Raw genomic sequence first — 14,383 nt, forward strand, 5'->3', positions numbered from 1 at the left:
CAGGGTCGGGATCATCAGCAGCAGGCGGCGTGCGATATAGGCTGTCATGGTTTGCCCGCCCTCTCGGCTGCCGACGCCTTGGCCGCGTCGCTCCACCACAATTCGATGCCGCCGACGCTGCCGAGGTAGCGCGGCAGCTTTTCAGGATGCGCGAACACGTCCCAATAGGCGATCGGATGATTGGTGCGATACCACTGCGGCACCCAATAGCGCCCGGCGCGGAACACACGGTCGAAGGCGCGGCAGGCGGTGGTCAGTTCCGCGCGGCTTCCCGCATTGATGATCTTCTCCACCAGCGCGTCGATCGCCGGGCTGGCGATGCCCGCGAGATTGTACGAGCCCTTGGTGGCCGCGGCCTGCGAGGTGAAGAACGGCCGCATGCTGTCGCCCGGCGTCGCCGACATGCTGAAGCGCTCGATGGTCATGTCGAAATCGAAATCCTCCACACGGGCGCGATACTGCACCGGATCGACGAGCCGCAGCGACGCCGCGATGCCCAGCGTGCCGAGGTTCTTGATGTAGGGCGCGTGGTGCGCCTGCAATTGCGGCTCGTCGGCGAGGAATTCCACAATGAACGGCTCGCCGTTCGGCAGCACCCGTTTGCCGTCCTTCACCACGCAGCCGGCGTCACGCAACAATTGCGCCGCCTTGCGCAGCAGTGCGCGATCCTGCCCCGAGCCGTCGGAGACCGGCGGCGAGAACGGCGCGCCGAACACCTCGTCCGGCACCTGGCCGCGAAACGGCTCCAGCAGTTGCAGTTCCTCGGGAGAGGGCATCCCCTCCGCCATCATGTCGGAATTCTGGAACGGCGACTGTGTGCGCGCATAGGCGCCGTACATGATGGTCTTGTTGGTCCATTCGAAATCGAAGGCGAGATCGAGCGCCTCGCGGACGCGCGGGTCCTTGAACTTGTCGCGCCGGGTGTTGATGAACCAGCCCTGCGCGCCGGAGGGCGTCAGGTCCGGCAGTTGCTCGCGCTTGACGCGGCCGTCCTTGATCGCCGGGAAATCGTAGCGCGTCGCCCAGACGCGCGCGGTGAATTCCTCGCGGAACAGATAGTTCTTCGCGGTGAAGCCTTCGAAGGCGACATCGCGGTCGCGATAGAATTCGTAACGCACGGTGTCGAAGTTGTAGCTGCCGCGCATCGGCGCCAGCTCCGCGCCCCACCAGTCCTTGACGCGCTCGAACTCGATGTACCGATTGACCTCGAAACGCGCCACCTTGTAGGGGCCGCAACCGAGCGGAATGTCCAGCGTCGATTCATCGAACGGCCGCTTGGCGTAATAGGCGCGCGAAAAGATCGGCAGCCCGGCGACATAGAGCGGCACGTCGCGCGCGTGACCCTTGGCGAAGCGCACCACCACGGTGACGTCGTCGAGCGCCTCGGCGCCGACGACGTCGCGCATCTGTTGCAGGATCAGCGGATGGCCCTTGGCTTTCAGCGTGTTGAGCGAGAACGCCACGTCATGCGCGGTCAGCGGCGAGCCGTCGTGGAATGTCGCCTGCTTCCGCAGCGTGAAGTGGTAGGCGAGGCGGTCGTCCGAGATCGACACCGATTGCGCGACGAGGCCATACATCGCGTCGGGCTCGTCATAGGCGCGCACCATCAAGGGCGAAAACGTCAGGTCCATGCCCTGCGCGCCCTCGCCCTTCAGGATATAGGCATTGAGTGAATTGAAGGTCTGGTAGGACTGGTTATAGGCGCGCACCGACGGCACGGTGGAGAACGCGCCGCCCTTCGGCGCTTTCAGATTTACGTAATCGAAGTTGCTGAAGTCGGCGGCATACTTCAGGTCACCGAACACCGACATGCCGTGCTTCGCCGCGCCGCGGGGCGCTGCGTCGGATGTTGACGTCGCGGCTGCTTGCGCGAGTGCCTCGCGCGGATCGAACCCGGCCGCGAGGCCGGCTGCGCCAAGACCGAGGCCGAACACCTGTCGGCGGTTGAAGATGGGGGTGCGGATCATCGGGTACGGACCGGGCGGTTATGAAACCTGAGGGGAATAACATTCTGCACTTCAAAAAGTCTCCCAGTCCGCCCTCGAATCGTCATTGCGAGCGAAGCGAAGCAATCCAGAAAACGACGAGGAAGAACTGGATTGCTTCGTCGCTTCGCTCCTCGCAATGACGATGATCGTGAGGCGATCTCGCCGGCCACGATGGAATGCCACACCCCTCACCCTCACTTGCCGATCTTCGCGGCCTTGTCGGCGTCATACCACCACACCGTGGGGAACGACGCCAAACCGTATTTGGGCATCGTTTCGGGCTTGCCGAAGCGGTCCCAGCGCGCGGTGCGCTGGAACGGATAGGTCCATTGCGGCACCACGTAATAGTGATGCAGCAGCACACGGTCGAGCGCGCGGGTGGCGGCCACCAGATCGTCGCGATCCTTGGTGAAGATGACACGCTCGATCAGCTTGTCGATCGCCGCGTTCTTGATGCCGATCAGGTTGCGCGAGCCGGCGGTGTCGGCGGCGTGCGAGCCCCAGTATTCGCGTTGCTCGTTGCCGGGCGACAGCGACTCTCCCCACGACGACACGATAATATCGAAATCCCAGCTTCGCATCCGGTTCTCGTATTGCGTGGGATCGATATTGCGCACGCTGACCGCGATGCCGAGCCGTTCCAGCGACGGCTTGAAGAACAGCATCACCCGTTCCATCGCCGGATCCTCAACCAGCAACTCGATGGTGAAGGGCGTACCGCTTTTCGTCTCCACCAGCTTGCGCTCGCGCACCTCGTAGCCGGCCTCCTTCAACAGCTTCAGCGCCTCGCGCAAATTGTTGCGCACGGCCTCGGCGTTGCCGCCGACCGGATTGGTGTAGGGCGCGGTGAAAACCTCGGGCGGCACGTCCGCGCGAACGGTTTCCAGAATCTCCAGCTCCCTGCCTTGCGGCAAGCCGGAGGACGCCAGCTCGGTGCCGTGAAAATAGCTGCTGATGCGCTGATACTGGCCGAAGAAGATCTGCTTGTTCATCTCCTCGAAGTCGAACGCGAAGTTCAGCGCGCGACGCACCCGCGCATCGGAAAATTTCGGCCGGCGGCTGTTCATCACAAAGGCCTGCATGATGCCGGAGTTGCGGTTGGGGAATTCCTCCAGCACCACGCGCTTGTCCTTCACCGCCGGGAAATCGTAGGCGGTCGCCCAGTTCTTGGCGCTGTTCTCGCTGCGCCAGTCGATCTGGTCGGCCTTGAAGGCTTCCAGCGCCACGGTCGGATCGCGAAAATACTCGTAGCGGATTTCGTCGAAGTTGTTGCGGCCGATATTGACGTTGAGCTTCGCGCCCCAGTGATCCTTGACCCGCTCCAGAGTCACCGAGCGCCCGGCAACAAAGCTCTTGATGCGATAGGCGGCCGAGCCGAGCGGCGGCTCCAGCGTGGTCGCGGTGACATCGCGCTTGTTGCCCTTGGCGTCGGTGCCTTCCCACCAGTGCTTCGGCAGCACCATGAGCTGGCCGACAATCTGCGGCAGTTCGCGATTGCCCGGCGCGTCGAAGGTGAAGGTCACCTCGCGCTCGCCGGTTTTCTCGGCCTTCACCACGTGGCGATAGTAGGCGGCGTATTGCGGATGGTTCTTCTTGAACGCCTCCAGCGACCAGACCACGTCCTCCGGCGTCACCGGCTTGCCGTCGTGCCAGCGCGCCTCGGCGCGCAGGCGATAGATGACCGAGGCATAATCGTCGGGATAGCGCACGGCTTCGGCAAGCAGCCCGTATTCGGTGGAGACTTCGTCGAGCGCCGGCGTCGTCAGCGATTCATAGATCAGCCCCACCGCGCCGGCGATCGAACCCTTCACGCCGGAGACCACGACATTGAAACTGTCGAAGGTGCCAAGCGCGGTCTGCCGCACCACGCCGGCCTTCGGCGCGGCCGGGTTGACGTAGTCGAAATGCTTGAAGCCGTCCGCGTATTTCACGCTGCCGAACAGCGACAGCCCGTGCCGCCACGCCGGCCCTGCGGCGGCTTGCGCCCGCGCCCGCGATATCGGCGGCACACCCGCCGCGAGAGGAAGAACCGGGGCGGCGGCCAACGCCGCGCCACTCTGAAGCAAAACTCGCCGGGTAATTGCCAATGCGCTTTCCCTGTCCGTGCCGTTGCCGCAGCCTCGGGCGAATCGCCCGCCGCCGCGCGTGGTTGATCCTAGAGCGATTTGATCCCCGATTGAATCGGGGGCAGCTGCCGTCCGGGCTCGCGGCGCCCGATCGGACTGCCACGATTCCGCAGGTCGCCGCGGGATCGTTCATGACAAAGTGGACACCGATTTGACGGCGAGAGCACGTGAAATCGGTGTCATCTTGTTTTGTGCGCGGATTTGCAGCACGAAAATCGCCATCCCCACGCAGGCGGGCCCCATACGCCGCAGCCGTTTGGCTCTATCAACAGGCCAAAATTACTCCGTAACAACCAGCCGCAGGGTTATGGCTCCCCGCTGCGCGAGGACGACGGCGAGGTTGTTTCACTGTCCTGCGACCAAACGTCCCGCCGGACAACGGGCGGACCGAGGCAACACGCATGCAACAAAAAAGGCCGGGAAACCCGGCCTTTTCGAGATCATGTCAGAACGACCGAGTGCGTTTACTTCGCCGCGGTCGGCAGCGGCGCCGGGTGGTCCGACATCGAATTGAGGTAGGCGATCATATCGGCGCGCTCGCTATCCTTGGAGAGGCCAGCGAAGCCCATCGCGGTGCCGGGGACGAAGCCCTTCGGGCTCTTCAGGAAGTGGTCGAGATCCTCGAACGTCCAGGTGCCGCCCTTCTCCTTCATCGCCTTGGAGAAGTTGAAGCCGCGACCCTCGCCCTTCTTCTCGTTGACGACGCCGAACAGGTTCGGGCCGACGCGGTTGGGGCCGCCCTTCTCGAAGGTATGGCAGGCGGCGCATTTCTTGGCGGCGGTGGCGCCCTTCTCCACGGAGGCAGTCTGCAGCAGCTTTTCGATCGGCTCGGACTTCTCCGCCGCGGCGCCCTTGGCGTCGCCGCCGGCGGCTTCCTTCACGGCAATCTCAAAGCCCGGCTTTTCCGGCATGACCGGCGAGAAAATCGCCTGAGCGGCAAAGCTGGTGACGAGAACGACGAGACAGGTGGCGAGGATCGCCCCGAGAATCTTGTTAAGCTCAAAGGAGTCCATTGCGGATCAGGCTCCAGACCGGAAGGTCAACTTGTAGGCCGAACGAAGGCGACCAAGGATTTTGCGCCCGGAATCGATCTAAAAAGAGGGGGCGATGGCGATGAGATACCGGTTTGCCCCGCCTCTGGCAACCCGTATAAACAGACCGTCACGGGAAAAAAGTCCCGCTATTTGGGCGCAAGTCACGCCCTCGCCAGACCTGTAAACACGCGATGCCACAGCCGCTTATCCTGATCCCCGCTCGCATGGCGGCGACCCGCCTGCCGGGCAAGCCGCTCGCCGATATCGGCGGCGTGCCGATGATCGTGCGCGCCTGGAGTCAGGCGGTTCTTTCAGGCCTGCCCGTCGCCGTCGCCGCGGGCGATCCGGAGATCGTGGCCGCCATCGAGTCGGCCGGCGGCGTGGCCGTCCTGACCGATCCGGATCTGCCGTCCGGCTCCGACCGCATCCGCGCCGCGCTGCACGCCATCGACCCCGACGGCCGCCATGACGCGGTGATCAACCTGCAGGGCGACATGCCGTTCGCCGATCCGGGGCTGGCCCTGGCCTGCGCCGCCCTGCTGCATGGCGAGCCCGCCTGCGACATCGCCACCCTGATCGCGCCCGAGGCGGACCCCTCGGACCGCTCGAACCCCGACGTGGTCAAGGCCGTGGTGGCGTTGGAGGCGGGCGAGCGCCACGGCCGCGCCCTCTATTTCACCCGCTCGACCCTGTACGGCGACGCCCCCGTCTGGCGGCACATCGGCCTCTACGGCTACCGCCGCGCCGCCCTCGATCGCTTCTGCGCCGCCCCGCCGTCCCCGCTGGAACGCCGGGAAAAGCTGGAACAGCTCCGCGCGCTGGAGATGGGCCTCCAGATCTGGGCGGCGGTCATCGACGAGGCGCCTCTGTCGGTCGACAATCCTGACGATCTGGCGGCCGCGCGGGCGCTCGCTCGCTAGGCTCGCCACTCATCCCGGCGCAGCCGGGAATCTTTCGATCCCGGTTCATCGATGAGATGGTTCATCACCAAGGACACCAAGGATCACAAAGAACACGAAGAAGGTTGCGCCGGGCTCCGGTCCCTTTGTGCCCTTCGTGACCCTTCGTGTCCTTTGTGATGAACCTTCCAGTCTTGGCCAGACGTCCTCGAACGCCGGCTAGGCCGGATTGCGTCTCAGATGTCGAAACCGTCCACCCAGGCCTGCAGCAAGGTGCGCGCGATCGCGATCCTCGGCGGGGCCTTGATCGTCGGGTGGGTCCCCTCAAGACAGGCCCGTGCTTCCGATTTCGTCAGCCAGGCGACCGCCTCCAGTTCCGTCTGATCGGGCCGCGCGTCGTCAGAATCGACCTCGCACACCAGCCCGATCATCAGCTGCGACGGGAACGGCCACGGCTGGCTCGAGTGATAGCGGACCGCCGTCACCGTCAGCCCGGCCTCCTCGGCGATCTCGCGGGCGCAGGCCGCCTCTATGGTCTCGCCGGGCTCCAGGAAGCCCGCCAGGGCTGACATCCGCCCCGCGGGCCAGGCCGCCTGCCGGCCCAGCAGACAGACCGGCTCCGCCCCGCCCTTGTAGACCGCCAGCATGATGGTCACCGGGTCGACGCGCGGAAAATGCTCCACGCCGCAGGCCGGGCAGACCCGTTTCCAGCCGCCGCAGGCGTTCTCGCTCTCCACCCCGCAAGCGGCGCAGAAGCCGTGCCGCCGCCGCCAGTCGAACAGCGACTTGGCCGTCCCCGCCATGGCCGCGTCCGGCCCCGGCAACATCGCCGCCGCCTCGCGCATCTCGTGAAACGCCCCCAGCCCGGCCATCGGCCCGGCCGCCGGGTCGACCGATCCCTCGACCTCCACCGCGAAACAGGGCGCGCCCTTCCACAGGCCGAGGAACAGCTCGCGATCCGGGACCACCGCCCGCGCATGGTCCAGCGCCAGCCAGGCCAGCCGTGGCTGAGTCCCGACCTCGATCAGCGGCCGGCCCTCCCACAGCACCAGGGCCACGGCGTCAGGGCTCGCGCCCTGTTCGGCCAGCCAGTCCGGATCGTTACGGAGATCGCCCGCCCGGTCGAGCGGGTCTCCGGCGAAGGTGTTCAGCACGGGGAGGGGCATGGACGCTGTCTAGCAAGCCCCGGCTTGCATCCGCGAGCCGGAATCGTCATATCTCCTCACGGAGATCGCGGGCGAAGGTTTCGCCAACCTGGTCAGGGCCGGAAGGCAGCAGCCACAACGAATTCCCCTTCGGGTCGCGGTCTCCACTCTCCCTTCTTTGTGCGCTAACGCTCGCGACGCGGTCGCTCGCTGTTTGAGCGCGGCCGCACGGAACCCCGTCCGCCGCCAACCGCTCCCTCTGCTCATCCATCGAAGGAGCGGACATGAGCATTCTCGGCAACATTCTCGGCAAGATCTTCAAGAAGCGCGACGCGACCCCGACCGCCGCCCCGGCGCCCTCGGCCGCCCCGACGCCGGCCCCGACGGCCGCACCCGCCGCGGCCGCGCCGGTCGACGTCGACGGCATCCTCGACTTCATGAACGAGCAGCGCGACCAGAAGCTGAACTGGCGCACCTCCATCGTCGACCTGATGAAGCTGACCGGCATGGATTCGACCCTGGCCGAGCGAAAGGAACTGGCCAATGAGCTCGGCTACACCGGCGACACGTCCGATACGGCCTCAATGAATATCTGGCTGCACAAACAGGTGATCGCGCGCATCCGGGCCGACGGCGGCCAGATCCGCGACCTGACCGACTGATCCCCATCGTCATCCCCGCGAAAGCGGGGACGCCTTGCGGCGAGGGGGTGCGCGACGCAGCCCTCTCGCTGTAAGACGGTGACATGAGCGACGTCGACCCGAGTCTCGAAGGCCCTCCGTGGGAGGAAGACGCCCCCGACGCGGACGTCGTCGAGCGCGATCCCGACACCGACGACATGTTCGGCTCGCCCGAACCCGCCGGCATGCGCGAGGCCGAGGCCGCCTCGACACCCGCCCCAGCCGTCGAAACGAACGCCGCCCCGAAGGCCGCAATGTCCGCCCCGCCCGCCGATGCCGGCCCCGCCGCCCATGCCGACGACGGCTCGGCCTATACCGTCCTCGCCCGCAAATACCGGCCGCACGCCTTCGAGGACCTGATCGGCCAGGAGGCCATGGTCCGCACCCTGACCAACGCCTTCGCCACCGGCCGCATCGCCCACGCCTTCATGCTCACCGGCGTCCGGGGGGTCGGCAAGACGACCACCGCCCGCCTGCTGGCCCGCGCCCTCAACAACGAAACCGACAGCATCGACCGCCCGTCCCTCGCCCTGACCGCCCACGGCCGGCACGACGCCGCCATCATGGCCGGCCAGCATATGGACGTGGTCGAGATGGACGCCGCCTCCCACACCGGCATCGACGGCATCCGTGACATCATCGAGAGCGTCCGCTACGCCCCGGTCGAGGCGCGCTACAAGGTCTATGTCCTCGACGAAGTCCACATGCTGTCGAACCAGGCCTTCAACGCCCTGCTGAAGACGCTGGAAGAGCCGCCGCCGCACGCCAAATTCATCTTCGCCACCACCGAGATCCGCAAGGTGCCGGTGACCATCCTCAGCCGCTGCCAGCGTTTCGACCTGCGCCGCGTCGAGCCGGAAATCCTCGTCGAACACCTCGCCCGCATCGCCGAGCGGGAGGGGATGAAGATCGAACAGGACGCCCTCGCCCTGATCGCCCGCGCCGCCGAGGGATCCGTGCGCGACGGCCTGTCCCTGCTGGATCAGGCCCTGGTCCAGGGCGACAAGGGCGAGACGGTGAAGACCGAGGTCGTGCGCGACATGCTCGGACTCGCCGACCGCAGCCAGACCATCGCCCTGTTCGAATCGATCATGGCCGGCCGCACGCCCGAGGCGCTGGAGCTGTTCCGCACCCTCTACGGCTACGGCGCCGATCCGGTGCAGGTGACCAACGACCTGCTCGAACACTGCCACGCCGCCTCGGTGGCCAAGATGCTGGGGCCCCAAGCGACCCGCCTGCCCAACGACCAGGCCCAGAAGCTGACCGCCCTCGGGTCCGTGATCTCGGCCGGGACGCTCGCCCGCGTCTGGCAGATGCTGCTGCGCGCGCTCGACGAGGTCCGTCGCGCCCCCAACCCCGCCGACGCCGTCGAAATGGCCATCGTCCGCCTTGCCTACGCCGCCGACCTGCCCGGACCGGAAGAGGCGCTCAAGGCCCTGCGCGACGGCGAACCCATGCCCGGTGGTTCAGCCCCGCGCGGCCCCTCGGGCGGCGGCGGGGGAGGCGGCGGGGCCTCTGCCCAGCTCGCGGCCCGTCCGGTCGCCGCGCCTTCGCTGCCCGACCCCCAGTCATTCGAACAGGTCGTCGCCCTGATCGGCGAAAAGCGCGAGGTCGGCCTGCAGATGGACGTCCAGCGCTACGTCCGCCCCGTGGCCTTCAAGCCCGGCGCCATCACCTATGAAAGCCTCGACGGCGCGCCGATGGATCTGGCGCGCAAGCTGGCGTCCCGGCTCAAGGACTGGACCGGCCGCACCTGGCTGATCGCCGCCAACGGCCAGGGCGGCGGCGAGACCATGATCGAGATCGACCGCCGCAAACGCTCGGAAGAGCGCGCCGGCGTCGAGGCCGATCCCTTCGTCGTCGCGGTGATGCAGGCCTTCCCCGGCGCCGTGCTCGGCGAGATCAAGACGCTGGCGCCGGCCGTGGAGCTGCCGGTGATCCCGGATGAGGCGGTCGACCTCGACGACTGATCCTGACGAAACCTGCCACGGCGGGCTGCTCCAATGGTCAAGCGACGCGCCAGAGAGCTATGTTTGGCCGGAGCGGGGGCGGAACATGAAGCGCGGGACGAGCATCCTGGCGGGGGCAATGGCCCTCATACTCGCCTCCGGCGCGCCTGCGGTGGCGCAGGAGCGGGCCTCCGATAACGAGGTCGCCGACGCGGCGACCATGCTGCTCGACAAGCTGGCGATACTCGCGGAGGGGCTGGGCATGGAGGCGCCCCTGCTGTCGCGGGAGATGCTGACGTCCGCCTTCGCCGGCGCCCTGCCCATGCTTCCGGCCGACGATCCGGGCCTCAGCTGGTCCACCGGGTTCGCCTTCGATTTCACGACCAACGTCACCACGGGCGAGCTTGAGCCGGACGAAGAGGGCCGGACGGTGCTGACCGACGCCCGCGGCTGCCTTGAGGCGGACGACAGCGCCGAGGTCGTGCATTTCCAGCGCTTCACCCGCGGCGACGTGCGGGGCCATCGCTGCATCATCGCTTTCGGGGGCGCGGACGGCGAGAACTCCTGGGTCATCCAGTCACGCACCTTCGCCGAGGGCCCCGACCGTCGACTGGCCGCCTACTACGGCGTGGCGACCGCGATCTCCGGCGAGTCCGCGCGGGCGCGGCAGGTCCTTGAGGAACGTCTGGAACAGAATGTCGCCCTCGCCGGACTCATGGCCGACTACGCCCTGGAGCTTCTTCTGGCGAAGGACACCGCCTCCACCCCCCTGACAACAGACAGTGCGGCCGAACGCATGGCCCGTCTTCAGGAACGGCTGGCGGACATCGCGGCGTCGTTTGAAACCCTTGCCCCGGCCCCGGAACCCGGCGCATCGATCGGGCCGGTCGAGGATTGACCGAAGCGGGCGGGGCGAGCCGGTTGTCAGGCCCTGTCAGTATGTTCTGTCGCGCTGCCGCCCCAGGCGCCCGCGATGACGGGCTCGGGCAACCTGCCGCTGGCTGCGCCGAACCGGCCCGCCGCGGATCCAGCGCAGCCCTAGAGGATCGACGCCGCCTCATCGAACGACAGGCGCGGCGAGCGCGGAAACAGGTTCTCGTCAGAGCCGTAACCGAGGTTGACGATGAAATTCGGCTCGACCGTTGTGCCGCTGAAGAATTCATTCTTCACGCCCTCGGCGTCAAAGCCCGACATCGGACCGACGTCCAGCCCCAACGCCCGCGCCGCCAGCAGGAAATAGCCGCCCTGCAGCGAGGCGTTGCGGAAGGCCGTCTCGCGCGCCGCGACCGGATCGGCGAACCAGTCCCTGGCGCCCGGCGCATGGGGGAACAGCACCGGCAGGGTGTCGGCGAAGGCCAGGTCCTGACCGATGATCACATTGACCGGCGCCTGCAGGGTCTTGGCGCGGTTGGCCTCCGACATCAGGGGCGAGAGCCGGGCCTTGGCCTCGGGAGAGGTCAGGAAGACGAACCGGGCCGGCGTGGCGTTGACCGCCGTCGGTCCGAATTTGGTCAGGTCATACAGGCGGCGCAGCAACTCGGCCGGCACCGGCCGGTCAGTCCAGGCGTTGCGGGTCCGCGCGCCGGTGAACAGCTGGTCCAGCGCCGTGTCCGACAGGGGCAGGTCGCGGGCGGGGGTCGAGTCGAAGGCCATGGAAGTCGTCCTGATTAGCAACTGTGACAGATGCTAAATAGGCCTGCGCCGAAATGGTTCAAGATTATCCGAAACAAATTCTGTTGCTGATTTTCAGCCCTGTTCCCGGCCGGGGTCCGCGCCTATCTTGGGGCCATGAAAGATCTCAACGCCCTCATGCAGCAGGCCCAGGCGATGCAGCAGAAGCTGCAGGACGCCCAGGCGAAAATGGCCGAAACCACCGCCTCCGGGACCTCCGGCGGCGGCCTCGTCACCGTGGCCCTGAAAGGCGCGGGCGAGATCACCGGCGTGACCATCGACGACAGCCTGCTGCTCCCGGGCGAGGGCGAGATTCTCGCCGACCTGATCGTCGCCGCCCACGCCGACGCCAAGCGCAAGCTGGACGAGGCCAACGGGGCCCTGATGCGCGAGGCCGCCGGTCCCATGGCCGGAATGAACATCCCGGGCATGCCCAAACTGTTCTGAGCCTGCGGGCCGCGGTGAGGCGGCCGAGGCCGGAAGGTTCATCACGAAGGCCACAAAGGGCTCACGAAGAACACGAAGAGGCCGGTGGGCCCGCGGCGCCCGTCAGGGCGACGCAATGGATGGCGTTGCGGGCAAGGGCCCACGAAGGGTCGAGTTGCCCTCGCTCCCTTCGTGTCCTTCGTGCCCTCCTTCGTGTCCTTCGTGAAGAACCAGCATGCGTTAGGGCCGGAGCGCGGCAGTCCGTCATGGCCCCGACAGGGAGATAGGCAACCGCTCAACCCCCATGGTATGCGCGGGTCATGGCTGCCTCCGCCGGACCCGAAATCGAACGGCTGATCAGCCTCCTCGCCAAACTGCCCGGCCTCGGTCCCCGCTCGGCCCGCCGCGCGGCCCTGGCCCTGCTGAAGAAGCGCGAACAACTGCTCGTCCCGCTGGCGGCCTCCCTCGCCGAGACCGCGGCCAAGGTCACCTCGTGCAGCGTCTGCGGCGCGCCCGACACCCGCGACCCCTGCTCGATCTGTTCCAACAGCGCCCGCGACAACGCCCTGATCTGCGTGGTCGAGGAGGCCGGCGCCCTGTGGGCCATGGAGCGGTCCGGGGCCTTCCGCGGCAAATACCATGTGCTGGGCGGCCTGCTCTCGGCCCTCGACGGCGTCGGCCCCGATGCGCTGCGGGTCGCCGAACTGGTCGGACGCGTGCGCGGCGGCGAGGTCAAGGAGGTCGTCCTGGCTCTGCCCGCCACCGTCGACGGCCAGACCACCGCCCATTACATCGCCGAGCGCCTGGCCGGCTCGGGCGTCGAGATCACCTCCCTCGCCCGCGGCGTCCCCGTCGGCGGCGAGCTCGACTGGCTGGACGACGGGACGATCATTCAGGCCATGCGGCAGCGGCGCCCGACCTGAACCCTGCGTCCATTTCTGACGCAGCGCCGGGGCAGAGTGGGGCCATGACCCGCCCTCGCCCGTCCGACCTGAACAAAGCGACCGATGCGCACGATGCGCACGGTGTTTTTCTGTCTCTTCCGGCCGAAGCCTGGCCCCGTCGCCCATGGCGGCGACGGGCGACTCCCGCTAGGAACGGAGCATGAACGCCTCTCTTGTCGCCTTCCTCGCCGCTTCCATCGTCGCCGTCCTCGCCGTCGTCTGGGCCCTGATGGAGCGCCGCCGCGCCGCGGCCGCCGAGACGAAGGCCTGGGACCTCCACGCCCGCCACGCCGAGACCGAGGCCCGTATGCGGCTGTTCGAGGACCAGGCCGCGGCCTCGACCGAACTGCTGCGCGTCCAGGCCGCCCAGTCCGCCAGTACGGCGGCCAACACCGTGGCAGAGGCGTTGCTGAAGCGCACCGACGAGACCTTTCGCACCCGGGAGCTGATGTCGCAGCAGCGGATGGAGGCTCAGCTCAAGCCCGTGGCCGAGACGCTGAAACAGTTCCAGGAACACGTTGCGGCCCTCGAAAAGGTCCGCTCCGAGGAGACCGGCGGTCTCAAGGAACAGCTGGCCCTGCTGATGACCGCCTCGACCGCCACCCGCGACGAGGCCCGGCGCCTGACCGAGGCCCTGCGCGGCAACACCGGCCGGCGCGGCCGCTGGGGCGAGCAGACCTGCCGCAATGTGCTCGAGGCCGCCGGCATGGCCGGCCGGTTCGACTTCGAGGAACAGTCCTCCAGCGCTGACGACGCCGGCCGCCAGCAGCGCCCCGACTTCGTCGTCCGCCTGCCCGGCGGCGGCATGTTCGTGATCGACGCCAAGGTGTCGCTGGCCTTCGGCGATGAGGCCGACGGCGACGAGGAGGCCCAGGCGAAGGCCGCCTCCCTGCGCACCGCGACCAGCATGAAGACCCACGTCCGCCAGCTGTCGTCCAAGGCCTATCAGGACCAGTTCAAGCCCAGCCCGGACTTTGTCGCCATGTTCGTGCCCGGCGACGCCTTCCTCGCCGCCGCCCTGGATCACGAGCCCGATCTGATGACCACCGCCATGGCCTCGCGCGTCGTCATCGTCACCCCGACCACCCTGTTCGCCCTGTGCAAGGCCGTCGCCTACGGCTGGCGCGCCGAGGAGCAGGCCCGCAACGCCGAGGACGTCGCGAAACTGGGCAAGGAGCTCTACAAACGGCTCTCGGTCATGGGCGGCCACGCCGCCGCCGTCGGGCGCGCCCTCGACACGGCCGTCGGCAAATACAACCAGTTCGTCGGCTCGCTCGAGAGCCAGGTCATGGTCTCGGCCCGCCGCTTTGAGGATCTGCAGGTCGATCATGAGGGCAAGGATCTGGCCGAACTGACGCCGGTCGAGACCGCGCCACGCGCGCTGAGCCGACCCGAGCTGACCGAAACCCCCGCGTTGCGCATCGCCGACTGAGGCGCCGTCCACCGTCCGGTTGACAAGGGTGCTTGACAGGCTGGCGGCGGTTTATGTAAAACATCCTTGTCATTCGAGCGAGGACCTCT

At 67.4% G+C, this 14,383-nt stretch carries 12 protein-coding genes and 1 other RNA gene; 8 read left to right on the plus strand and 5 right to left on the minus strand.

The genetic code is table 11. From position 1 onward, the window contains the following. Positions 1 to 44: 44 nt before the first annotated feature. The 3 genes from B2742_RS09415 to B2742_RS09425 all read right to left on the minus strand — a co-directional run bounded on the left by B2742_RS09415 (position 45) and on the right by B2742_RS09425 (position 5,127). Positions 45 to 1,967: an extracellular solute-binding protein gene (locus B2742_RS09415; RefSeq protein WP_292065445.1), complete on the minus strand. Its 1,923-nt coding sequence runs from the start codon at positions 1,965 to 1,967 to the stop codon at positions 45 to 47. A gap of 215 nt (positions 1,968 to 2,182) precedes the next feature. Continuing rightward, complete coding sequence (locus B2742_RS09420) at positions 2,183 to 4,033, minus strand: extracellular solute-binding protein (protein WP_292065447.1); 1,851 nt, start codon at positions 4,031 to 4,033, stop codon at positions 2,183 to 2,185. A 545-nt stretch (positions 4,034 to 4,578) separates the two neighbouring features. Beyond that, entirely contained in the window at positions 4,579 to 5,127 is a 549-nt protein-coding gene (locus tag B2742_RS09425) for a c-type cytochrome (protein WP_292065450.1), read from the minus strand. 212 nt (positions 5,128 to 5,339) lie between these two features. Here B2742_RS09425 and B2742_RS09430 point away from each other — a divergent pair, with 212 nt between their 5' ends. Beyond that, positions 5,340 to 6,068: a 3-deoxy-manno-octulosonate cytidylyltransferase gene (locus B2742_RS09430; protein WP_292065452.1), complete on the plus strand. Its 729-nt coding sequence runs from the start codon at positions 5,340 to 5,342 to the stop codon at positions 6,066 to 6,068. A 215-nt stretch (positions 6,069 to 6,283) separates the two neighbouring features. On the opposite strand, the gene nudC is transcribed toward B2742_RS09430, so the two are convergent. Continuing rightward, positions 6,284 to 7,213: an NAD(+) diphosphatase gene (gene nudC / locus B2742_RS09435; protein WP_292065454.1), complete on the minus strand. Its 930-nt coding sequence runs from the start codon at positions 7,211 to 7,213 to the stop codon at positions 6,284 to 6,286. Between the two features lie 57 nt (positions 7,214 to 7,270). Between nudC and ffs the strand changes: the two genes are divergently transcribed. The 4 genes from ffs (at position 7,271) to B2742_RS09455 (ending at position 10,719) form a co-directional block, all read left to right on the plus strand. Then, an RNA gene (gene ffs / locus B2742_RS09440) (signal recognition particle sRNA small type) lies at positions 7,271 to 7,364 on the plus strand. Between the two features lie 112 nt (positions 7,365 to 7,476). Then, a complete protein-coding gene (locus B2742_RS09445) occupies positions 7,477 to 7,854 on the plus strand; it encodes a DUF3597 domain-containing protein (RefSeq protein ID WP_292065457.1) in 378 nt (125 codons plus the stop codon). 83 nt (positions 7,855 to 7,937) lie between these two features. Next, positions 7,938 to 9,842, plus strand: coding sequence for a DNA polymerase III subunit gamma/tau (locus tag B2742_RS09450; RefSeq protein ID WP_292065459.1), 1,905 nt, complete (start codon positions 7,938 to 7,940; stop codon positions 9,840 to 9,842). A gap of 118 nt (positions 9,843 to 9,960) precedes the next feature. Further along, positions 9,961 to 10,719, plus strand: coding sequence for a hypothetical protein (locus B2742_RS09455; protein ID WP_292065461.1), 759 nt, complete (start codon positions 9,961 to 9,963; stop codon positions 10,717 to 10,719). Between the two features lie 140 nt (positions 10,720 to 10,859). Here B2742_RS09455 and B2742_RS09460 read toward each other — a convergent pair whose 3' ends face one another. Further along, positions 10,860 to 11,474 carry a malonic semialdehyde reductase gene (locus B2742_RS09460; protein ID WP_292065463.1) on the minus strand — a complete coding sequence of 205 codons (615 nt, stop codon included), beginning with the start codon at positions 11,472 to 11,474 and terminating at the stop codon, positions 10,860 to 10,862. Between the two features lie 135 nt (positions 11,475 to 11,609). Between B2742_RS09460 and B2742_RS09465 the strand changes: the two genes are divergently transcribed. From B2742_RS09465 to B2742_RS09475, 3 genes are all read left to right on the plus strand, one after another. After that, complete coding sequence (locus B2742_RS09465; protein ID WP_292065466.1) at positions 11,610 to 11,939, plus strand: YbaB/EbfC family nucleoid-associated protein; 330 nt, start codon at positions 11,610 to 11,612, stop codon at positions 11,937 to 11,939. 299 nt (positions 11,940 to 12,238) lie between these two features. Then, the gene (gene recR / locus B2742_RS09470; protein ID WP_292065468.1) at positions 12,239 to 12,841 is read left to right on the plus strand and encodes a recombination mediator RecR; all 603 of its coding nucleotides are present in this window, start codon (positions 12,239 to 12,241) and stop codon (positions 12,839 to 12,841) included. A 181-nt stretch (positions 12,842 to 13,022) separates the two neighbouring features. Continuing rightward, positions 13,023 to 14,294, plus strand: a complete 1,272-nt coding sequence (locus B2742_RS09475; RefSeq protein ID WP_292065470.1) for a DNA recombination protein RmuC — start codon at positions 13,023 to 13,025, stop codon at positions 14,292 to 14,294. Positions 14,295 to 14,383: the final 89 nt, after the last annotated feature.

This window comes from Brevundimonas sp. UBA7664 (assembly GCF_002483305.1).
Lineage (GTDB): Bacteria > Pseudomonadota > Alphaproteobacteria > Caulobacterales > Caulobacteraceae > Brevundimonas.